Here is a 21,656-nt window from a genome sequence, read left to right as displayed (position 1 = left end):
CGGTCAAATACCACTGCGCGCTCATGGAGATTGTTTTCAATGAGCTACAACAACCAAAAATATGTATGCGCACTCTTGTTAGGCAGCACGACCCTGGGTTTCGGGGCCGGGGCTAACGCTGATTTTTTTGCTGACAGCAAAGGGGAGCTGGAGGCACGTAACTTCTACTTCAATCGCGATTTCCGTCAGGCAAACGCCAGGGACAAGGCAGAAGAGTGGGCGCAGGGTTTCATTGTGCGTTTGCAGTCGGGCTACACCGCGGGCACCGTGGGCTTCGGCCTGGATGCGCTGGGCATGGTCGGCTACAAACTGGATTCCGGTGACGGCACGGCGGGCAGTGGTTTGCTGCCTGCGGATCAGTCATCAGGTGGTTCTCAGGATGAATATGCCAAGCTGGGCCTGACCGCCAAGGCGAAAATCTCCAGGACTGAACTGAAGGCTGGCACGCTGTTTTTCCGCAGCCCCATGGTGTCCTCCAACGACAGCCGTTTGCTGCCGCAGACCTTCCGGGGCGCGATGGTGACGTCGCAGGACTTGGATAACTTCAAGTTCACCGGCGGCCACCTCGACCGCATCAAGGCCAACAACTCTACAGACTTCACTGAAATGACTGCCAACCGTATCGGCGGGGTCAGCAATGATTTCAACTTTGGTGGCGGCGAGTATCAAGTCACGCCGCAATTAGCGATCAGTGCGCACTACGGTCAGCTTGAAAACATCTACAAGCAGTATTACGGCGGCCTGGTGCATGTCTTGCCGTTAGGCGAGGGGCAGAGCTTCAAGACTGACCTGCGCTACTCAAAAAGCAGCGAAGACGGTAGCTTTCGCGACATCGACAACCGCGCGCTGGGCTCGATGTTCACCTACAAACTCAAAGCTCACGCGTTCGGTATCGGCTACCAGCGCATGAGTGGCGACGATCCGTTTCCCTACATCTCTGGCAGCGACCCGTTTCTGGTCAACTTCATTCAGGTCGGCGATTTTGCCAACATCGATGAACGTTCGTGGCAGGCCCGCTATGACTTCGACTTCGCAAGCGTCGGCTTCCCTGGCCTGACGTTCATGACGCGTTACGTGTCGGGTGACAACGTCGAGCGTGCGGCAGGTGGCGAGGGAAAGGAGTGGGAGCGCAACACCGACGTGGGTTACGTGTTCCAGAGTGGTACCTTGAAAAATCTGGGCGTCAAATGGCGTAACGCAACCGTTCGTTCCAACTTCGGTAATGACCTGGATGAGAACCGTCTGATCGTCAGCTATACCCTGCCGCTTTGGTAGGGCTGAAGTTGGCTTGATTGCTGCGTTGAGAAGCAGCCTGAACAAATGGATGAACCCATTTCTGAAGGAGCTCGCGAGGTTACGAGGCCAGCGATGGCAGTTTGTCTGACACTTCGCTATCGCTGGCCTCGTAACCTCGGTGAGCTCCTACAGGTCCAATGTTGCCGCGAGACAGCGCGGTGCCATGGACGCCGGGCAGTTCAGAGTTGCCGCGTTCAACGTAACAAGTCCTTTTTACATCATCACAATAACGAGACTTCAATCATGCAAACCGCTATCAATCTCTGGCCGCTATTGGGCGTGCTGGTCATCATCATTGGCTTTGTGCTGCGCTTCAATCCGATGCTGGTTGTCGCCCTGGCGGCTATCGCTACCGGTTTTGCCGCCAGCATGTCGCTGGAAACCATTCTGGCAACCATCGGTACCGGGTTCATCAAGACCCGTACTTTGCCGCTGATCATTCTGCTGCCATTGGCGGTGATTGGTCTGCTGGAGCGTCATGGCTTGCGTCTGCACTCGCAGAACTTCATCGCGCGCTTCAAGAGCGCCACGGTGGGTCGGCTGTTGATTGGCTATCTGTTCATTCGTGAAACCGCTGCGGCGGTTGGCTTGACCAGCCTTGGCGGGCACCCGCAAATGGTCCGTCCGCTGCTGGCCCCGATGGCTGAAGGCGCCGCAGAGGTACGCTTCGGCAAGCTGCCTGAGCCGTTGCGGACCAAGCTGCTGGCGCTGTGCGCGGCGACCGACAACGTCGGTTTGTTTTTCGGTGAGGATATCTTTGTGGCCTTCGGTGCCATCGCCCTCATGCACACGTTCCTGCTCGGTTCCGGGGTCGATGTGGAACCCATCCATATCGCGTTGTGGGGCATTCCCACGGCGATTTGTGCGTTCATCATTCACTCGATCCACTTGAGCCGTTTTGATCGTCGTCTGAATCGTGAGTTGCAACCTGTGGCGCAGTCCACCCCGGCTGCTACGGCCCAGGAGAGCGTGTAATGATCATTTCCATTCAATACCTGTATTGGCTGGCCGGGATCATCCTGGCGGTGACCTCGGTACTGACCCTGACCGATCGCACCAACCCCAAGCGCTGGAGCACGGGGCTGTTCTGGGGGCTGTTCGCCATCGCATTTCTGGTGGGTGAGCGCCTGCCGCCGGTGCTGGTCGGTATCGGCGTGCTGGTCATGGCGGCTATCGCCGGTTTTGGCGGTGTGGGTTTCGGCAAGCACGGCGAATTGCCGGACAAGGAGCGTCGTGCCAGTGCCGGGCGTCTGGGCAGCAAGCTGTTTATTCCTGCGCTGGCGATTCCGCTGGTGACGGTGATTGGCGCGCTATTCCTCAAAAATATCAAGATTGGCGGCGTGCCTCTGCTTGATCCGGCCAACAGCACCTTCGTGTCCCTCGGGCTAGGCTGCCTGATCGCTCTGGCACTGGCGTGCTGGCTGACGCGTGACACGCCGGTGCAGGCCATGCGCGAATCCCGACGGCTGACCGAGGCTCTCGGCTGGGCACTGGTGCTGCCGCAAATGCTGGCCATGCTGGGGCTGCTGTTCAACGACGCGGGCGTCGGCAAGGCGGTGGCGCATCTGGCAACCAACTACATCAACCTCGACTTCAAGCTGGTCGCCGTCTCGGTTTACGTATTGGGCATGGCCTTGTTCACCATCGTCATGGGCAACGGTTTCGCGGCGTTCCCGGTGATGACTGGTGGCATCGGTGTTCCGGTGTTGATCGGCATGTACGGCGGTAACCCGGCTGTCATCGCCGCCATCGGCATGTTTTCTGGTTATTGCGGGACCTTAATGACGCCCATGGCGGCAAACTTCAATATCGTTCCGGCAGCATTGCTTGAGTTGCCGGACAAGTACGCAGTGATCAAAGCGCAGATTCCAACGGCCTTGCCGTTGCTGGTGGTCAACATCCTGTTGCTGTACTTCTTGATGTGATCAGAGCATTGAGGTAATTCGAGATTGGCTTGCAGGAGCTGCCGAAGGCTGCGATAGCGTCCCGTCAGGGTAAATGCTTCGCAGCCTTCGGCCGCTCCCACAGGATTTGGGTCAACTCAGAAAGCTGCATTGTGTTTGCGGGCTGCATTAGGATGGTTGTCTATTCGGTGACCGAGCGCTGTAAATGCCTGCTGTAGACATTGTTTCTGTACAACCTGAAGACGTTCCCTTTGTAATCGATTTCGTTCTGCGTGCCCGGGCGGAAATTTTCCCGATGCTTGACCCTACCGTAATGCCCGCGGACCTTGCGCAGTTTGCCAGGGTGTACAGCGAGGAGGGCGGCGGCCGTTTTCTGATCGCTCGTCGCGACGGGGAAATCGTTGCCGCGATCGGCTACTTACCTTACGACGGACGATTTGCTCAGCTGGACTACGGGCAAAGCAAGGTCGTGGAAATCGTGCGTCTGTTCGTCCTTTCCGAATTTCGTCGGTCGGGGTTGGCGAGCCAGATTTATCTGGCTCTTGAGGCGTGTGCCCGGGAGCAGGGCATCGACGTGCTTTACCTGCACACCCATCCGTTTCTACCGGGAGCGATTGGCTTCTGGGAGCGGCAGGGTTTCCGGATTGTCGACGTGGAAAGCGATCCCGTGTGGCAGACCACGCATATGGAGCGCAGGGTTCAGTAGGACACGGGTGATCTGTGTGCTCAGGATCTGAAACGCAAAATCCGTGTCCCGTCGTACGGGTCCGTCAGGTAGTGCGCTTCGACGCCAAAGGTTTCGCGCAACAGTTCGCAGGTCAGCACGTCGGACGGTTCACCAATGGCGATCAACGCGCCTTTATCCATCACTGCCAGCCGGTCGCAAGCCAGTGCTTGATTAAGATCGTGCAAGGCGATCAGGGTGGTTACCGATAACGATCTCACCAGCCCCAGAATACTTAGCTGATGCTGAATATCCAGGTGGTTGGTGGGCTCATCCAGCAACAGGATCTGCGGGCGCTGAGCCAGCGCACGGGCGATGTGCACGCGTTGGCGTTCGCCCCCCGACAAACTGTGCCAGGCGCGTTTGGGTTTATCTGCCATGTCCACGTCGGACAATGCTTGCTGAACGATCCTGTCGTCTGCGGCTGACCAAGGCTCCAAGGCGGAAAGCCACGGTGTGCGTCCCAGCTCTACGGCATCCAGGACGGTGATTGCATCAGAAGTTTCAGCCTGCTGCTCGACGACCGCAATCATCTGCGCCACATCACGGCGTTTCATGTCGGCGAGGGCAGCCCCATTCAGGTGAATCTCGCCACTGGCCGGAGTTCGAATGCCTGAAAGCAGCTTCAGCAGGCTGGACTTGCCCGAACCGTTGGGGCCGATCAAACCCAGGGTTTCACCGCGTCGTAGCTGCAGCGCGACATCCCGGACAATGGGTACGCCTTTGATCGACCAGTTCAGGCCAGAGCACGACAACACATCGCGGTCGATATCGGTCGCTGGCTGTTTCAGAGTGCTCATCGACCCCCCTTGGCTTTGATCAGGATCACGGCGAATACCGGTGCGCCGATCAGTGCGGTAATCACCCCCACTGGCAAGACCTGGCCCTTGATCGCGGTGCGAGACAGTACGTCAGCGGCAATCAGGAATACGGCTCCGGCCAATGCGCTGACGGGAATCAATCGACCGTGACGCACGCCGACCAGCAAGCGCGCCGCGTGGGGTACAACCAGACCGACAAAACCGATAGAGCCCACCAGCGAGACCATCACTGCCGTGACCAGCGCCACGGTGGCGATCAATACCACCTGAACCCGACGCACCGGAATACCCAGGGCAGCGGCAGAATCACTGCCAAACATAAACGCATCCAGCGAGCGCCGATGCCACAGGCACACCGCCAGACCGATCACAACCACCGGCACCGCCAGCGTGACTGATTGCCAGCGCACGCCGCTGAGGTTGCCGAGCAGCCAGAACATAATGCCGCGCGCTTGTTCGGAATTTGCCGACTTGGTAATCAGAAAGGAGGTCAGGGCGTTGAACAGTTGTGAACCGGCGATGCCCGCGAGAATGATCTGCCCGCTGCCACTGACTGCGCCGGTACTGCGAGCGAGCAGAGCGACCAACACAAAAGCGGCCATGGCCCCGGCAAAGGCTCCGGCTGACAACGAGATGGCACCCGCGCCAACGCCGATGATCGCCACCAGCACCGCGCCGGTCGAGGCCCCGGCGGAAATGCCCAGCAGGTAAGGATCGGCCAGCGGGTTGCGCAACAGCGATTGCAGGACCACGCCTGAAATGGCCAGACCCGCACCGCAGGCAGCCGCGACCAGGGCGCGAGTCAGGCGGTAATTCCAGACGATGCCTTCATCAATAGGGTCCAGTACGAAACCGGCGCCCCAGAGCTTGTTGGCCAGCACCTGAAACACCAGTGACAGGCTTATGGGCGTTTCACCAATCGCAATGCCCGCGACAATCGCCACCAGCAACACGGCCAGCACCCAGGCCCCGTGCAGGCAAATCTTGCGCAACAAGCGACCGGCGAACTGCGCTGTCATGGGTGCAAGTCGAACTTGTCGATGGCGCCAGCCAGTTCGTCAATGCCATCGAAGGTGCGAATCGTCGCCTCCATGGCCTGAGCATCAAGGATCACGATGCGGTTGTGTTTCACTGCATCCATGTTTTTGGTCACCGGGTCGGTCTTGAGGAATTCCAGTTTTTTCTGGAAGTCATCGGCCGGAAAGCGGCGACGGTCCATCCGTGCGAGTACCAGAATCGTCGGGTTGGCCTTGGCGATGGTTTCCCAGCCCACGGTGGGCCACTCTTCATCGGACTCTACGATATTGCGGATGCCCAGGGTGTCCATCATGAACGCCGGGATGCCTTTGCGTCCGGCTACATAAGGGTCGACATTGAGGTCTGCGCTGGAAAACCAGAACACTGCCGAAGCGTCCTTCAAGTGTTTGTCTTTGACGCTGGCCTGAGCCTTGGCAAGGCGCGCTTGCAGGTCTGCGTTCAACTCATTGCCACGGGCCTGGACGTCGAAGATCTGCGCCAGTTGATCGACGGTTTTGTACAGGCTGTCGATGGAGAAGGGCCGCAGGCGCGTACCGTCTGCCCCCACCAGATTGTCTTTGCCTTCGCAGTCAGATGGCATGAGGTAGGTGGGGATTTTCATTTCGCTGAACTGCTGACGGGTGCCGACCACGCCTTGCGGGCCAACCATCCATTCGAATTGCACCGCCACCAGTTCAGGGCGCTTGTTGATCACCGCTTCGAAGCTCGGATCGTTATCGGCCAGACGCGGGATTTTGTCGTTGAGGTCCTTGAACTGCGGCAACACGTTGTTGAACCACAGTGAAGTCCCGGCCACTTTGTCGGCCAGCCCAAGGGAATAGAGGATTTCAGTCGCTGACTGGCCAATGGTCACGGCTTTGCCGGGGGCCTTGGCGAAGGTCAGCGGTACCCCGCAGTTATCGAGGGTCAGCGGGTACTTTGTTGCAAGGGCAGGGGTCGGACTGGCAGCCAGCGTCAGTGCGCAGAAACCCAGGCCAGCGAGCAATACAGCAAAACGAGGCAAAGACATGAAAAACGATCTCCATTCGAACGGTTATCCGTACGATGGTGTTCTGGCTGGATACACATCACGACTGCTGCTGGCGAAGGCTCGGCAGGGTCAATCAATCACGGCTGCGCCGCCGTGCTGACGGATGTACTCCCCGGACACCCCGCCGGTGGGTCAATTGCCAGAAAGCATGCGACCGCTTCACGGGGTTGCGCCCGCAGCGATGGTGTAGCTTCCTGATGTCGGCAGGTCTCCTGACTGACGCATCATCGCCATGCTCGGGCCTTCCCGGTTTTATCCAGTGGCATCTATGGAGCAGGGCTCAGCGCCTACAGTTGCGGGGGCAGTTCCGGTTGACGACCCTTGGGCCATCACGGATTCCCTATTAATCCCGTTTGGAAACCGACGGGCGGCATGGTAATGGATAAGCTCAAAAGAGTGGTGATTTTTCCTGTTTTAGCCGGCACCCGTTATTTTTTTATCGTGCGTTTCGCTCGCTCGGCGCATGATGCAAGCCGTAACTGGACGGGTGTTAACCGCTCCCGGTGGTGAACCTTCTCGACCGATGGCCGGTCGATAGTGCATCCAACCAGGCTTACACTGGTCCGCTTCACCTTTTGGAGACATTTTCCTGTGATATCGACTCAACGAGTGGCCTGGCTGAAAGCCTGGGGTGCCCACGGTTTTACCGCCACCGGCGTGGTCATTGCATTCCTGGCGACCATTGCCCTGTTCGATGACCAGGCCAAGGCGTGCCTGCTGTGGCTGGGCCTGGCGCTGGCGGTGGATGGCGTTGATGGATCGCTGGCGCGCAAATTCAATGTGCAGTCGGTATTGCCGGGCTTTGACGGTTCGGTTCTGGATCTGGTGATTGATTACCTGACCTATGTGTTTATTCCGGCGTTGTTCATTTATAGCTACATCCCTCTGCCGCCTTATACGTTGTTGCTGAGCACGGCGATCATTCTGGTGTCGTCGCTGTTTTGTTTCTGCAATCTGGAAATGAAGAGCAAGGATAATTATTTCCAGGGCTTCCCCGCAGCCTGGAACGTGGTGGCACTGTGTCTGTACATCATTCAGCCGTCGCCTTGGGTGACGTTCCTGACGATTATTGGCCTGGCATTGCTGACGTTGACCCGGATGAAGTTTCTCCATCCGTTCCGGGTACGCCGTTTCATGCCGCTCAATATTGTGGTGACGACCATCTGGTTGATCAGCAGCGCCTTGCTGATCATTAACCATCCGCATAACGGTTCAGTAGTCATGGGCGTGTGGTTCACCATGTCGGCGTACTTTATCGGTATCTGCCTGTGGCGTACTTCGCTGGAGTATTGGGGTAAGTGGCGGGCTTGAGTACTGCTTGAAGGATCTGTAGGTGCTCGTGCGCTCCTACAGGTCCAATGTTTGCCGCACGACAGCGATTGCATTCTGACAATTTCCCTCCCAGCAATACCGACTATCAAGAGCAGTGATTTCTGCGTAAACGGCCCCGGGCGTAACCTTTGTTCATTCCCGAAATGAACCCGATCCGGAGGCTCTCATGAACCGCATTTACGCTTTTGCCCTGTTGTTGACCGTTGCTGTTGTCTCTGGTTGCTCCACCCACCACGCCGTTGAACTGCGCCCTTACACTGCTCAGGAAACTCACCAGTTGGCGATGGAAGATCTGAATCGCCGTGGGCTGTCTTTTGATGAGTATCAAATCGCCAAGGCCAAACTGCTGGCTGAGCCGCAGATGCAAGCGGTTCGCGAATTCGACAGCCGTGGCGAGATCAGCGCTGATAACGCTGAGGTCGGCCAGGATCTTCAGGGTTAATCCGCTAGATACAGTTCTGAATAAAACGGTATCTACCCGGAACTGTACCGGCTGAATCTTCACCTGACTGTTCGTGTGTTTTTGGTTGTCGGTTCGATAGAGTGAAGGCCTGCCCTTTTGAAGTCTGGACCGCTCCATGTCGCTTTCCCTCGATCTACTGCTTGCCTTCGCCCTGTTTGCATTCGTCACGTCGGTGACGCCCGGACCCAACAATATGATGCTGCTGGCCTCGGGTGTGAACTTCGGGTTCAACCGGACGGTGCCGCACATGCTGGGTATTTGTTGCGGGTTTTTCAGTCTGGTGCTGGCAGTGGGACTGGGCTTGGGTGCCGCCTTTCAGGCGTATCCTCTGCTGTACACCGTCCTGCGCTATGTCGGCGCGGCCTATTTGCTGTATCTGGCGTGGAAAATCGCCACGTCTGGTCCGGCGTCTGACGCCACGGGCCAGGAGGGCAAGCCGCAGACATTTATCCAGGCCGCACTGTTTCAGTGGGTCAACCCCAAGGCTTGGGTAATGGCCGTCGGTGCGATCAGCACTTACACGCCGCTGCAGGGGTACTTCACCAATGTGGTGATCATCTCGGCGGTGTTTGCGTTGATCAACCTGCCAACGGTCAGTATCTGGACGGCTTTCGGTAGTCTGCTGCGCAACGCACTGCGCGATCCGTTCTGGCTGCGGGTGTTTAACTGGGGGATGGCGGTGCTGTTGGTGGTTTCGCTGTATCCGATGTTGAAGGGGTGATGGCCTGAAGTCTGCTATTCGATTGTGGGAGCCGAGCTTGCTCGCGATACAGGCGCTGCAATTTCGGCGTTGAACCGCAGCGCTCTTATCGCGAGCAAGCTCGGCTCCCACAAGACACCTTGATGAAGTGGGATTGGCAGGCAAGCATGGAATCTCCCACAGGTTTACCCGTTCACAACGCCAATCGCAAATGCCCTCCGGCCTGTTTCTGCCGCGCTTGAACGCGATGCTGCAGACCCAGGTAGAAATGCTCCAGGCCTTCCTGCAAACGCTCCTGAAGAATGTCGTCCAGATCGCCGCCTTGTTCGTTATCGGCGTAGCTGATCTGGCTGTCGATCGCGAAAATTCCGTGCAGGACTTCCTGGCATTTAAGCGCCGATAACACTGGCTTCAGCGCGTAATCCACCGCCAACATATGTGCGATGCTGCCACCGGTGGCCAATGGCAAAACCACCTTGCCGTGCAGAGACCGCTCAGGAAGCAGGTCCAGCAGGGTTTTCAGTGCACCTGAAAAAGAGGCCTTGTACACCGGCGTACCAATCAGCAACCCGTCGGCCTGTTTGACGGCTTCGATGAAGTCCAGCACTTGCGGGCTGTCGAAGTGGGCGAAGATCAGATCTTCAGCGTTGAAATCGCGGATTCGCAGGGTAGTGACGTCTACACCTTTGGCGCGCAGCCAACGGCCCGCGTGTTCCAGTACCACGCCTGAGCGGGATTTAAGGGCGGGGCTACCTGACAGTGAAACTACTAACATGCTGAATTCCTTGAAAAAGCGTAGGCAAGTCAAAGCAGCATGCATGCCAGCGCGGATTAATTATTCAAGTTATTGAAATTAAACATAAATATCTGTGCATCCCGGTCATGACAACATCGCGGGATGCTCAATGCCACCCTCAACTGTTGATTCGCTGTTGCTGTGGCAACACTTGCTGCCAAATCGCAGGCAAAAAAAATCCCCGCAATCGGCAGATGCGGGGACGTTTTTGTGACGGATGTCAGTTTCTGAAAGCAGCGCCTGTCTGGATGACGTTGGCTGAGCCGAGCAGTTGGCTGACGAAGCGGCTCCAGCGGGTGATGTCCGCCGGGCCGACAAATATGACGTCCTGGGCCTGGAGTTCAAACTCCTTGGCCAGCAGGTAGGCAGTCGGTTTTTTTGCCAGGAGGTGATAGACCGTTGAACGGGCGTTGGTCTGGTTTTCGGCACCGCGGATCACATACACCGCGTCACCGTCAGCGCTGTCCGGGCTCAGGCCGCCGGAGTTACCCAGTGCTTCGAGCAGTGTCACGCTGGTGGTCCCGAAGGAGATGACCTGCGGCCGCTGGACTTCGCCCAGCACGTAGATCTTGTTCTTGGAGTTACTGTTCAAGTGCAGATAGTCGCCATTTTTCAGGAAGACCTTACTCAGTTGCGAATCCTTGCGGTTCAGCGAGTCGACGTCGATCACGTAATCCTTGCCATCGCGGCGCAGGGTCAGCCCTGCGAGGTTGGCGTCAGTCAGATCGAGGCCTGCGGTGCTGATTGCCTGCACCAGACTCAATGGAATATTGGTGATCGGCTGCGGACCGGGACTTTTGAACGAACCCGAAAGCAGGATGCGCTGGCTGTTGTAGCGCAGTACTTTGACGTCAACCTTGACCTCAGTGTATTGCGGCGACAAGCCCATGCGCAGTTGTTCGCGGATTTGCCCGACGGTCTTGCCACCGGCCTGGATTCTGCCCACATAAGGGAAATAGAGCGTGCCGTCGCTCAATACTTCCCTGCTGTTGGCGTCGAGTTGGTCCTGTGAGCCAGGCGCGGTCAACTCAGGGTGCTCGAAGACAATCACCAGCAAGGTGTCACCGGGACCGACGACATATTCAGGGGTTTTGTAATTGAGCAGTTCGGCTGGCAGCGGTTTAGCGCTGGCGGCCGCTTGTTGCTTTTGCTGTTTAAGGGTTTGTGGGGTGATCTGTATCAGCTGAACATCCGGACCGTCCGGATCTTTTGCTTGAATGTCTCCTGGGGTCATGTGCTGCCCGGGTGCAAATGCACAGCCTTGCAAAATCAGACTGGAGAGCAGCACAACAGCTAGGGTTAGCTTCATATATTGTTCCTTCCTAAAGGTGCGTTGGCACCACAGTGATTTCATTGCTTCCCTTACCAACACCGAGTCTTTCGTGGTCTTTTTTGATGCCTGCACGCACCTCCTCCAGTGCCGGTCGGCCTGGGGTTTCATGGTTGAAGAGGGGTTTCTGAAGGGGATGGCTTAAAAGGCGTTCTTGTGCAGAAAGCCTTTGAACAGGGTCAGGAGAATGATTTTCAGGTCCAGCCACAGTGACCAGTGTTCGATGTATTCCAGGTCGTATTCGACGCGCTTTTGCATTTTGTCCAGGGTGTCCGTTTCGCCACGCCAGCCATTGATCTGCGCCCAGCCGGTAATGCCCGGCTTGACCTTGTGACGCAACATGTAGCCGCTGACCTGTTTGCGGTATTGCTCGTTGTGCGCCACGGCATGAGGGCGCGGGCCGACGATGGACATATCGCCACGCAGGACATTGAAGAACTGCGGCAGTTCGTCGAGCGAAGTGCGCCGCAGGAATGCACCTAACGGAGTGACGCGAGCGTCGTTGCGGGTGGCCTGGTTCACCACCTCACCGTTTTCCTGAACGCTCATGCTGCGAAATTTCCAGACCATGATCGGTCGACCGTCCAGGCCATAACGACGCTGGCGGAACAGGACCGGCCCAGGAGAGGTGAGCTTGATCGCGACCGCAATCAGTAGCAGGGGCAGGGCGATCATGCTCAGGATCACGCTGGACAACACAATGTCCTCGACACGTTTCACCAGGCTCCAGGCGCCATCCATGGGGGAGTCGAAAATACTGATGCTGGCCAGCCCATTGATGCTCTCGCTACGCGCATGCAGCAGCTCGAACATGAATACATCCGGGATCAGGTACACCGAGGCGGTGGTGTCGCTGAGTCCTTTGACCAGCTCCTGAACATGGGGCTGAGCGGTAAGCGCCAGGGTGATGTAAACCTTATCGATGCGGCCTTCCCTGGCGTCGTCGATCAACTGTTCAAGATCACCAAGTATTGCGATACCGGAAGCCGGGTGAGGGTTTTCCATCAGCGGTTTTGGCAGGTCGTAAAAGCCCAGTACCCGCAGGCCCATCCAGGGTGCACTAGAGATGGACTGGGCAAGTCGCACGCCGACCTGTCCGGTACCGACAATGGCGACCCGTCGAGTATTGAAGCCTCGCCGACGCAGGCCGTGCAGCGCGCTGCGGATCAACAGACGATAGCCGCAGAGCACCGCCAATACCGATGCAAACCAGGTCATCTGGGCGTTGTCCGGCATGTTGGCGTGGTTGAGCAGCAGGTAATCAACGGACAACAGCACGACGAAGGTCAGCGCCCAGTAATTGAATACCTTGACCAGTTCACGCAGGATTCGCTCGCCGCGCCATGAGCCGTACATCTGGTGGTATTCGCTGAGCCAGTGAAACACCAGCACTGCCAACAGGATCTGAATCCAGGCTTCGGCGCTGGATACACCTGGGGCCAACTGGATCTGCCAGTAGCCGCCCAGCACGATGACCATCAGGTCGAGCAGGCGGTGGGCAACTGACAGCAAGGATTGATGCGCATGAAGAATGCCGCGAACGGGAGTACGCATGGACGATGCTCGCTCAGACGGATTTGATCGGAATGACCCGGGCGGTCTGTTCGTTGCTGACCAGAATGGGCAGTGCCTGAGGCATTTTGTATTGAGCTGGCTGACGCGCCAGGCGTGCTGCCGCGAGGCGACTCTCGACGAAGTTTCTCATCTCGTCCTCGAAGCGTTGTGCGCCAAACCGTTCAGCGTTGGCACGACAGGCCTGGGCGGTAAACCGGGCTTGAGCGGCCTCGAACTCGCCAACGGCAGCCACCAGTGCTGACACTGTCTGGTGCTCATAGAACACCCCGGTCGGTTGTGGATGATCCAGGCCGCAGACGGTCTCCAGCACGCCACCCTTGCCGAAGGCAATAACCGGCGTTCCGCAGGCCTGGGCCTCCACAGGGCTGATACCGAAATCTTCCTCGGCAGCAAATACAAAGGCTTTGGCATTGCGCATGTGTTCGAGTAAAACCGCGAACGGTTGAAAACCCAGCAAGGTGACATTGGGCGCATGGATCAATTTCGCCTTGGCCATTTCCGGGCCGTCGCCGATCACGATCAGGCGTTTGTCAGGCATCGCGGCAAAGGCTTCGATAATCATCGGCATGCGTTTGTAAGGCACCATGCGTGATGCGGTGAAGTAGTAATCCTGTTTGCTGTCTTGCGGGGTGAAGTTGACCGTGTCCACCGGGGGATAGATAACGGTGGATTCGCGACGGTAAGCTTTTGCGATGCGCCCACCAATGAAGTGCGAGTTGGCAATGAAGTCGTCGACGCCGGACGAGGTGCGCTGATCCCACATGCGGATGTAATGCAGAATCATCCGCGCGACTTTGCTCTTGAGTCCGGTGCTCATGCCTGACTCGTGCAAATACTGGTGTTGCAGGTCCCAGGCGTAACGAATCGGCGAGTGCACATAACTGACGTGCAACTGGTCCGGGCCGCTGAGCACACCTTTGGCCACCGCGTGGCTGCTGCTGATAATCAGGTCGTAACCCGACAGGTCAAGCTGCTCGATGGCCAGGGGCATCAGCGGCAGATAGCGCTGGTAGTGGGTTTTGGCTTTGGGTAAACGCTGGATGAAAGTCGTCTTGGCCACTTTACCCTGCAAGTGGGCGCGATCCTGCTCGCTGAGAAAGTCGATCACCGAAAACAGATCGGCCTGTGGCCAGATGTTGATCAGTGACGCCAATACTCGTTCAGCACCGGCGTACGTCACCAGCCAGTCGTGGACTATTGCAATTCTCATTGAGGTTCCCTTCTGTATGCACAGGCTCTACATCAGGCGCGGGCTGTCTGCGTCTTGGCGTGGCGATTATTGAGGCGTTTGCCCCACTGGATGAATGGCGTTTCGATGTAGCGGAAGGACAAGTCAGCGATGCCCAGAGTCAGTGCGGTCGCCAATACGGCGGCGTAGAGGGCAGGCAATTGCAGGCCACGCAACAGGTACTCGGCCAATAGCAGCATTGAGGGGTGCAGCAGGTACAACGAGTAACTGACGCTTCCGAGCCAGACCAGCATCGGGTGATCAAGACGGACACTACGGGTCAGTAACAGGAAGCTGACAATCGCCGCGGCGTAGGTAAACAGGTAACGCCCGCCAGCTTCCCCTTCGATCAGGTTTTCGCCATAAGCCAGCAGCAAGATGGGAGGCAACAACAGTGCATAGGCGCCCAGCACCAGCACCAGACTGCGGGTCAATTGACGGCTGCGCTCGGCCAGCAGCCATTGGCGCCAGATTGAGCCAAAGAACATCAATGACAGGCCCAGAGGCAAAGCCACCGGCACTTTGCGTTCGGTCAGTTCCCGGATGACCGCCAGCAGTAATCCCAGCGCAAGCATGCCAAGGGCGCAGCGGGTCCGCACCGCAAGGTCATACAGCTTGCCGCGGATAAACAGCAACAGGCACAGGCCGTAGAACACCAGTTCGATGAATAACGTCCAGTACAGACCAACCACGTCATCGAAGCCCAGTAGCGCCTGGATCATGCTGACGTTGGCGATGATTTGCGGCCAGGGCGGAAACAGTCCGCCAGACAACTGCAACATCGTCAGGTAAACCAGCAAAGACAGCCAGTAAGCAGGGTACAGCCGCATGAACCGTGAAATCACAAAGCGTCGAGCGCCATCGGGGCCGGGACGCAGACTGAACGGGATGACCACGCCGCTGATCATGAAGAACCAGAGCACGCCGAGCTTGCCGACATCCAGCAGTTCGCGAAGCACCCAGACATCGCCGAGCAGCGGGGCATAGAGGTGAGTGAATACCACCAGCAAAGCCGCTATACCGCGTAGGGCGTCAATGTAGGCCAGGCGCTTCATATCAGAGTTTGCCCGAGGTCGATTCTGCAGTTTGCGTTTGCGGGTCCGTGGGTGCATTGCTTTGAACCAGTGCGTCGATGCGCTGGGAAACGCGACGAGCAGAGTCTTCCCAGGAGAACCGCGCGACATTGCTCAGGCCCCGGCGACGTAGCGCCTGACGCAGGGGCAGGTCGGTCAGAATCCGTTCCATGGCCGAGGCCATATGCGACACGTCCAGCGGGTCGAAATACAGTGCACTGGCCTGCAACACTTCCGGAATGGAGGCCGCGTTGGCGGCCAGCACCGGGCAACCGCAGGCTTGTGCTTCCAGTGGCGGTATTCCGAAGCCTTCATAGAGCGATGGAAAGACAAACGCCGTCGCGCCCTGATATTGCTTGATCAACTCGGCATCGCTGAGCCGTCCGAGAAAACGGATGCGTGGGTCACGGCACGCCAGACGTTGCAGTTCCGGTGCGGCGAAAATTTCGCTGGCGGCACCCACGATGTGCAATTGCAGATCGTCATGGCCGCGCAGCGTCATGAACGCCTGAATCATGCGGTTGAAGTTTTTGTGCGCACTGGGTGAGGACACGGCCAGTAGATAGCGCGCGTTGTCTGTTAGCGCAACGCCTGGCCGGAACGCATCGCTGGTCGCGTTGGGAACGATGAAGATGCGTTTTTCGGGGTAGCCATAAAACCGGGCAATCTCACCTCGCGAAAAATTGCTGACGGTGATCAGGGATTTAAGGCGCCATAACAATATCGGTGTCACCGTGCGGTAAACCGTGCGGAACATCCGCGAGTAACTTTGCGGGTAGCGCACGTAATTGATGTCGTGGTGCGTGGCGATCTGATTGCGATAAAACATGGGTGCCGTGCTGGACAGCGACACCAGCAACGGCTGCCCGTTGCGCATCAGGTACAGCGGTAAGTCCAGTTGCTCCCAGAGGTGGCCGCTGTTATAGCCAATGCACTGCACATCCAGAGCTTTGGCGCTCTCGCTCATCTTGATCCCGTGAGGTGCGACGAAAATCAGGTCGTTACGCAGTTGTTTGAGCGCCAGACAGGTCTGCTCGGCAAACCGCTGGACCCCACGCAGTTCCTGGGTAAGAAAACGGGCATTGATCACAATCATGGGCGAAGGTCCCTGCGCAGGATGGGAGAGGAAGTTAGGTTCGCGGCACGCACTTGACACGTAGGACTGGCTTTAGCCGGGAGGGCGGTTTTTCTGGCGAAGGACATTTAGCGAATGTCCCGACGCCCTCCCGGCTAAAACCGGTCCTGCAAGGTCAAGGGCAGCTTGCAGGCCGACAGAGATTTCCCACGGGTATTGCACTTCAATTCAGATCTATCACTGAGCAAACAACGGCGGTTTGCTGCCCAGGCGGAAGATTTTCGGGAACTCGTAGATGGGCACCTGTGCTGAGCAACGACTGTCGTTGCAGTTCCAGGGAATGCCGGTATCCAGCTGGCCTTGTTCGGGCTGGCCACTGTCGATGATCAGGACATTGCCGGCCTGGACGCTGCTGGCGTCGACAGTTATCGCGCGTGACTGTCCGGTGGTCCACGCCACCAGAATCTGCTCCGAGCCCTTGGCGAAGCGCAGCAGGTAAGCGTTATCCAGTTCTCGACTTTTTTCTGCGTCGTAGCGGTAATCATGCAGAAACGGGCTGATGGCTTTCAGCGTCAGGTACGCCGGTTTGACTGTCAGGTCCGGATTGAGCAAGCCGAAATTCTGTTCCGGGTCGCTGGCATCCTGGCCATCGTCAAGCAAGTCGTACCACCACAGGCCCTTGATATCTGGCAGGGTCTGAGCCAGGAAGAAACTGCGCGCCAGATAGGCTGCCTGGGTCTGTTCGCTTACCCCGCATTTTCCGGTGTTGCTGGGCCAGCCCATCTCTGTCAGGTAAAGCGGCACGGGGCGGGCGACCAATGCCCTGAGATCAGCATCAAGCCAGCGCAGCCAGGCAATCCAGCGTTCAGGGGTATGCCGTTCTTCATGGCGGCAATGCACATAAGGATGTAATGACAGGCCATCCACATGATTGAGCAACCCGGCTGAGACCAGGCGGTCGGCGAACCCCAGATCCATGCCTTGACTGGTCACCGCGCCTGCCAGGATCGTCACTGGGTTTTTCTGGCGCCGCAGTTTGCTGGCGGTGTCTTCGATCAGGTTGCTGTAGTCCCGGGCGAACGCCTCATCAACCGGGTTTTCCTTGTCCCACTCGTTCCAGATTTCATAAAAATCTACGCTGTCCGCCAGTTCGCGGCCGACAAAGTTCACATAGTTGCCGAAGCCTTCCTTGATCGGTGGGTAGCGAGGCTTGGCATAGTTGCCGTAGTTCGGGTTGCCATAGCCCAGTACCAGCAAGGGCCTGAGTTTGTGTTCCCGTGCCTTGCTCAGATAGGCCTGCCAGGCAGGATCAATATGCAGCTGTCCGCGATGGGGTTCGGCTATAGACCAGTAAGCATCATCGCGGACCGAGTCGACTCCGGCGGCTTCAAGCATCTGTAGCGCCTTGGCCGAAGGGCCGTTCTTGTTCATTAAATGAGTCGCGACACCGATGATGAATCGTTCGTCTGCGGTTGCTGTGCAGCTTAATAACAGGCTCAAGAGAAACAACGTCATAGGCCGTCTTGACGGGGCGCGGGCTTGCTTGGACATGTTTTGTCTCAATGAAGAGGCACGGTCCGGAGCGCCAGAAGCTGGCTCGGTTAGTCACGGGCCGATGGATAACACTGCAGAGGTAAGCGCAATTTTAGGCCTGTCAGGCCGGGCGTGAGAGGCACGGCTGAGGGCGGCGAGCGGTGCCGTCCAGCAAGGTTTGGGCAAGGATGCTTTCATAGCTGTCGAGCATCAGTTCCAGATCCGTTAATGACGCGACACTGATGCGAGCCTGGGCGCTCAGCCGCGCCAGCAGTTCAGGTTGTTGGTGCAGCTTGAGCATCGCCATACCCAGTGAATCGGGATCGTCGGGGTTGCAGAGCAGTCCGTTGAGCTGATCCTGGATAATCTCTGGCAACCCGCCCATGCGACTGGCGATTACCGGTATGGACCAGGCACAGGCTTCGACGGCAACCATGCCGAACGGCTCATTCCAGATCGAGGGCACGATGGCGACATCTATCTGCTTGTAGAAATCTTCGGGGGACTGGTAGCCGACGAAGCTGATTCTGGGCGACTGTGCCAGCGCCTTGAAGCATTCCTCATCGTTAAGTTGACCGCGGCCGGCAATCTGTAAGGTGGCGTCGATGGGCAATTGCTGAAACTGCTCGATCAGCCAGCGCAACCCTTTGGGTTCCGACAGGGTGCCCATGTAGCCGAAGCGCAGCGGTGCATGTTTCGCGACTGGCTCCGCGCTTTTAAGCCTAATCGGCTGGGTGGGTTGAGGGCTGGCGTTATGCACAACATAGCCACGCGCATTTTTGAAATAACCCTGAGCCTGCAAAGTGTCGAGCATGAAGCGGCTGACGCCGACGACAGTGTTGACTTGCGCCGAACGAACATCGTGACCTTTGCGAAAGCGTTCGCAACGACCACATTGGCTCTGGCAGCTATGACCTTTGCTGAACATGGTGCTGCCGGGGCATAGCAGATACAGATCATGCAGCACTTGAACAATCGGCAAGCCGGCAGCAGTGATCTCGTCCCAGGCTGAAACCGACCAGCCGGTGAGGTTATGACAGACCACCACATCCGGTTTTTCCAGCGCGATTACCTGCTTCACATAGTCGCGCATGCCAGTGTTATACCGGTCACGCAGGTGCCAGCCCAGGCGCGCCAGTTTGCCGGGACGCTGGGCGCTGAAATGCCAGTAGAAGTTGCGCAGCCCGGCGCGGTAGACCTTCACCAGGTTGATGGTTTCTTCGGTAAGTCCCGCCTGAGGGCCAGTAGCGAGTACCGCGACTTCATGGCCGCGTCGCTGCAAGCCTTCGACGGTGCGCTGCAGGATGATTTCTGCGCCGCCACCAATGTCCGGGGCATACAGGCTGTTAATGAACAAGGCCTTCATAGCGGATACGACTTATGCAGGCCCAATACACCCGACTCACCGTCGGCGATGGCTTTTTCGATCAGGCTCAAGCGCTGTTCGGCACCTCGTCGTTTGGCAATCAGACGCAGCAGGCGGAAGAACACCCAGCGATTGAAGGCGTAAAGCAGCGCCGATGAGGCCCAGACATTTTTGTCGAACCATGCCTGATTGCGGGCCCCGTAATAAGCGCGAAGGTCCGAGCCACCGAGCAAAAAACTCTCATAGATATTGCTGGTACGCGCCTTGATGTTCCAGGAATCCTCCAGGTCATCGAGTAATGCTTCCGGGACCAGAAAAATACGTCCGCCTGTGGCGGTGATGCGCCAGGTGTATTCGCTGTCGTCGGCATAGAGCATCAGGGCATCCAGTGGCAGCCCGATGCGCTGATAAAGGCTGCGATGAGCGAGCAACCCGCCGTAAGTGGCAAACGGTAGCTGCACGGTTTCAATTTTTTTGTACTTGCCTTGCGGCTGGCCCCAAGGCAAACGCCGCCAGATTTTGTAAGGCAGTTGCGCGATATGAAAGCCGAAGAAACTTGAGCGCCGTTGAATGGCGAAGCGGCGCGGAACACCCGCTGCGATGTCAGCCTGATGGGTCGGACGAAAACCCAGTACGGCGGCTTTGTCATGACCATCGATGGCCTGACGCTGACGCAGACTCTGGTGCAAGGTCGCGATAGCATTGATCGTCGGCGCGTTGTCGTCATCCATTAGCCAGATGTATTCAGCCCCGGCATCCAGCGCGGCTTGAATGCCCACCGAATAGCCTTTGGCCGAACCCGTGTTGCTCTGCAGATAGATCACTTCGACCTGACCTGGCCAGGTGGTGCGCAGGTTTTCCAGCGGAGCGACCGAGGCGTTGCTGACGATGATCACCCGGTCAATCAGCGGGCTTTCCAGCGAACGGCTGACCAGCGTATGCAGGTAGTTGAAACGGTCACCATAGGTGAGCGTCACCAGCGTTGTAAGTTGAGTCATGGTGAGGTTCCGGTTTGTGAGTCGCGAGTTTTCAGCGCTGGTCAAACCCGCGCTTCCATCCGCAGCAAGCTGCTGATCGGCAACACTACTTTCTGCTCGCGTTGCAGCAGGTTGAGCAGGATCACGGCGCGCTCGGTGCCATCGCAAGCGAGGAAAATCGCTTCGATGTCGCACATCTCGCCCGCTTTGATCAGCACATGTTCGCCCCGCTTGAACTCGGCCTTGGGGGGCGGGCTGCTCAGGCGCTGGCGGATCTGTCCGATCAGTTCATCCTGAACCGGTACCGGATGCCCCCCGAACGTCACGATTCTGGCAACGCCCCGCGTCGAGCGGATCGGGTACCAGTTGTCGTTGATTTGATCCATGCGGATGAACAGATAGCCGGGGAACAGCTCTTCTTCGCTCGTCTGGCGAGCACCGCGCTTCTTTGCATCGCCTGGCTTGAGCGGGCGATAGCACTCGAAATGCTGACGTTGCAGGTGTTCCTCGGCGCGGGCTTCCTGGCGCGGTTTGGTCTGAATCAAATACCAGCGGGCGGGGTTATCCATAAGCATGGCAGTCACTCCGCAGCAACGTGGGCAGGCAGGTGGGCGCTGATATCGACCTGGCGGGTCAATTCGGCCAACAGCTGTGTTTCGGGAATCGGTAAACCCTCGCAGACGCTGTAGCAGGCGAGCATCGCCTGGATCTGCTCAACGCAGTTGAACATCAGCACATCGATGATCGAAAGGCTGGGTACGAATGGCTGGTTCAGTTGCCGATAGACGATGGGGTCCATTTTGAAAAAGCGCACTAACAGACCCTGCCGTGCGAAGTGATCGCGGTCGTACAGTTCGACGCCACCAATGGGGTTGAGAAAGGTGGTGGCAGCGAAGGTGCGGGAGATATTGATCACGCGGTCTTGCTTGTCCAGGCAAGACACCAGCTTGAGGTCTGAACCGCGCAGGATGGGCGTGACGATATGCAGGTAAGCGCACAGTTCGCGAATCGCATGCTCGGTATAGAGCGCGAGGTTTTGTTGCGGGAAGCGAATCAAACGCTCCAGCAATGGCATGACCTGAGCAAAATAGGGGGCTTTACGGTAGCTCTGGGTAATGAGGTTGATGAGCCGATCGGCTTCTTCGCCAAAGTTATCGCACAGCTGGCGCTTCATGATCGGCAGTTCAAAGTTGTCCCGCTTCAGCGGGAAGGTGATGAGCTTCGCCTCACCGTTCTGCAGGATACGGTTTCGATTGACCCACCCCGAGCGAATGTATTGCAGATCGTCGCCCAGGACGAACACGTCTGCTGCCGCAATCAGTTGAAAGTATCCCAGATAAGGGAAGAGATAAGGCTGCATCATTGCAATGGTCCGGGCCATACGTAACTCCTTTA

22 protein-coding genes and 1 riboswitch are annotated in these 21,656 nt (G+C 57.6%); of the genes, 8 read left to right on the top strand and 14 right to left on the bottom strand.

Going from position 1 to position 21,656, the window contains the following annotated elements; genetic code table 11:
• Window positions 1-39 precede the first annotated feature (39 nt).
• From AUC60_RS24135 to AUC60_RS24120, 4 genes are all read left to right on the top strand, one after another.
• Window positions 40-1,275: an OprD family porin gene (locus AUC60_RS24135; RefSeq protein ID WP_087273617.1), complete on the top strand. Its 1,236-nt coding sequence runs from the start codon at window positions 40-42 to the stop codon at window positions 1,273-1,275.
• A gap of 264 nt (window positions 1,276-1,539) precedes the next feature.
• Window positions 1,540-2,271: a DUF969 domain-containing protein gene (locus AUC60_RS24130; RefSeq protein ID WP_087273615.1), complete on the top strand. Its 732-nt coding sequence runs from the start codon at window positions 1,540-1,542 to the stop codon at window positions 2,269-2,271.
• Window positions 2,271-3,221 carry a DUF979 domain-containing protein gene (locus AUC60_RS24125; protein ID WP_087273613.1) on the top strand — a complete coding sequence of 317 codons (951 nt, stop codon included), beginning with the start codon at window positions 2,271-2,273 and terminating at the stop codon, window positions 3,219-3,221. Before AUC60_RS24130 ends, AUC60_RS24125 begins: the two co-directional genes overlap by 1 nt.
• Before the next feature lie 184 nt (window positions 3,222-3,405).
• Window positions 3,406-3,906, top strand: a complete 501-nt coding sequence (locus tag AUC60_RS24120; RefSeq protein WP_087273611.1) for a GNAT family N-acetyltransferase — start codon at window positions 3,406-3,408, stop codon at window positions 3,904-3,906.
• 20 nt (window positions 3,907-3,926) lie between these two features.
• On the opposite strand, the gene AUC60_RS24115 is transcribed toward AUC60_RS24120, so the two are convergent.
• The 3 genes from AUC60_RS24115 to AUC60_RS24105 are packed head-to-tail and all read right to left on the bottom strand — an operon-like array spanning window position 3,927 to window position 6,792.
• Window positions 3,927-4,724: an ABC transporter ATP-binding protein gene (locus tag AUC60_RS24115; RefSeq protein ID WP_087273609.1), complete on the bottom strand. Its 798-nt coding sequence runs from the start codon at window positions 4,722-4,724 to the stop codon at window positions 3,927-3,929.
• On the bottom strand, window positions 4,721-5,764 hold the full coding sequence (locus tag AUC60_RS24110) for a FecCD family ABC transporter permease (RefSeq protein WP_087273607.1): 1,044 nt from the start codon (window positions 5,762-5,764) through the stop codon (window positions 4,721-4,723). Before AUC60_RS24110 ends, AUC60_RS24115 begins: the two co-directional genes overlap by 4 nt.
• Complete coding sequence (locus tag AUC60_RS24105) at window positions 5,761-6,792, bottom strand: ABC transporter substrate-binding protein (RefSeq protein ID WP_087273606.1); 1,032 nt, start codon at window positions 6,790-6,792, stop codon at window positions 5,761-5,763. Before AUC60_RS24105 ends, AUC60_RS24110 begins: the two co-directional genes overlap by 4 nt.
• A 206-nt stretch (window positions 6,793-6,998) precedes the next feature.
• Window positions 6,999-7,193, bottom strand: a riboswitch (cobalamin riboswitch).
• Between AUC60_RS24105 and AUC60_RS28300 the strand changes: the two genes are divergently transcribed.
• The 4 genes from AUC60_RS28300 (at window position 7,192) to AUC60_RS24090 (ending at window position 9,329) form a co-directional block, all read left to right on the top strand.
• Window positions 7,192-7,323: a hypothetical protein gene (locus AUC60_RS28300; protein WP_274521404.1), complete on the top strand. Its 132-nt coding sequence runs from the start codon at window positions 7,192-7,194 to the stop codon at window positions 7,321-7,323. (Overlaps the previous riboswitch by 2 nt.)
• Window positions 7,324-7,404: 81 nt before the next feature.
• Window positions 7,405-8,124, top strand: coding sequence for a phosphatidylcholine synthase (gene pcsA, locus AUC60_RS24100; protein ID WP_087273604.1), 720 nt, complete (start codon window positions 7,405-7,407; stop codon window positions 8,122-8,124).
• A 187-nt stretch (window positions 8,125-8,311) separates the two neighbouring features.
• The gene (locus AUC60_RS24095) at window positions 8,312-8,587 is read left to right on the top strand and encodes a hypothetical protein (RefSeq protein WP_087273602.1); all 276 of its coding nucleotides are present in this window, start codon (window positions 8,312-8,314) and stop codon (window positions 8,585-8,587) included.
• A 136-nt stretch (window positions 8,588-8,723) separates the two neighbouring features.
• Window positions 8,724-9,329, top strand: coding sequence for a LysE family translocator (locus AUC60_RS24090; protein WP_087273601.1), 606 nt, complete (start codon window positions 8,724-8,726; stop codon window positions 9,327-9,329).
• Window positions 9,330-9,501: 172 nt separating this feature from the next.
• Here AUC60_RS24090 and ssuE read toward each other — a convergent pair whose 3' ends face one another.
• The 11 genes from ssuE to AUC60_RS24035 form a co-directional block, all read right to left on the bottom strand.
• Window positions 9,502-10,083, bottom strand: a complete 582-nt coding sequence (gene ssuE / locus AUC60_RS24085; protein ID WP_087273599.1) for an NADPH-dependent FMN reductase — start codon at window positions 10,081-10,083, stop codon at window positions 9,502-9,504.
• Between the two features lie 241 nt (window positions 10,084-10,324).
• On the bottom strand, window positions 10,325-11,413 hold the full coding sequence (locus AUC60_RS24080; RefSeq protein WP_087273598.1) for a polysaccharide biosynthesis/export family protein: 1,089 nt from the start codon (window positions 11,411-11,413) through the stop codon (window positions 10,325-10,327).
• A gap of 162 nt (window positions 11,414-11,575) precedes the next feature.
• Window positions 11,576-12,988, bottom strand: coding sequence for an undecaprenyl-phosphate glucose phosphotransferase (locus AUC60_RS24075; protein WP_087273596.1), 1,413 nt, complete (start codon window positions 12,986-12,988; stop codon window positions 11,576-11,578).
• A gap of 13 nt (window positions 12,989-13,001) precedes the next feature.
• Complete coding sequence (locus AUC60_RS24070) at window positions 13,002-14,219, bottom strand: glycosyltransferase family 4 protein (RefSeq protein WP_087273594.1); 1,218 nt, start codon at window positions 14,217-14,219, stop codon at window positions 13,002-13,004.
• Window positions 14,220-14,251: 32 nt separating this feature from the next.
• Entirely contained in the window at window positions 14,252-15,292 is a 1,041-nt protein-coding gene (locus AUC60_RS24065) for an acyltransferase family protein (RefSeq protein WP_158099153.1), read from the bottom strand.
• 1 nt (window position 15,293) lies between these two features.
• Window positions 15,294-16,406, bottom strand: coding sequence for a glycosyltransferase family 4 protein (locus AUC60_RS24060; RefSeq protein ID WP_087273589.1), 1,113 nt, complete (start codon window positions 16,404-16,406; stop codon window positions 15,294-15,296).
• A 216-nt stretch (window positions 16,407-16,622) separates the two neighbouring features.
• Window positions 16,623-17,900: a hypothetical protein gene (locus AUC60_RS24055; RefSeq protein ID WP_238599634.1), complete on the bottom strand. Its 1,278-nt coding sequence runs from the start codon at window positions 17,898-17,900 to the stop codon at window positions 16,623-16,625.
• 139 nt (window positions 17,901-18,039) lie between these two features.
• Window positions 18,040-19,284 (bottom strand): glycosyltransferase family 4 protein, encoded by a 1,245-nt coding sequence (locus AUC60_RS24050; protein WP_087273585.1) that lies wholly within the window; start codon window positions 19,282-19,284, stop codon window positions 18,040-18,042.
• The gene (locus tag AUC60_RS24045) at window positions 19,281-20,282 is read right to left on the bottom strand and encodes a glycosyltransferase (RefSeq protein WP_087273583.1); all 1,002 of its coding nucleotides are present in this window, start codon (window positions 20,280-20,282) and stop codon (window positions 19,281-19,283) included. Before AUC60_RS24045 ends, AUC60_RS24050 begins: the two co-directional genes overlap by 4 nt.
• A 41-nt stretch (window positions 20,283-20,323) precedes the next feature.
• A complete protein-coding gene (gene rfaH / locus AUC60_RS24040; protein WP_087273581.1) occupies window positions 20,324-20,836 on the bottom strand; it encodes a transcription/translation regulatory transformer protein RfaH in 513 nt (170 codons plus the stop codon).
• A 5-nt stretch (window positions 20,837-20,841) separates the two neighbouring features.
• Entirely contained in the window at window positions 20,842-21,642 is an 801-nt protein-coding gene (locus tag AUC60_RS24035; protein WP_087273579.1) for a WbqC family protein, read from the bottom strand.
• Between the last annotated feature and the right edge of the window lie 14 nt (window positions 21,643-21,656).

It is taken from the genome of Pseudomonas caspiana, from assembly GCF_002158995.1.
GTDB lineage: Bacteria > Pseudomonadota > Gammaproteobacteria > Pseudomonadales > Pseudomonadaceae > Aquipseudomonas > Aquipseudomonas caspiana.
The sequence above is the reverse complement of the archived record's forward strand: the minus strand, read 5'-3'. Positions and strand labels throughout refer to the sequence as shown.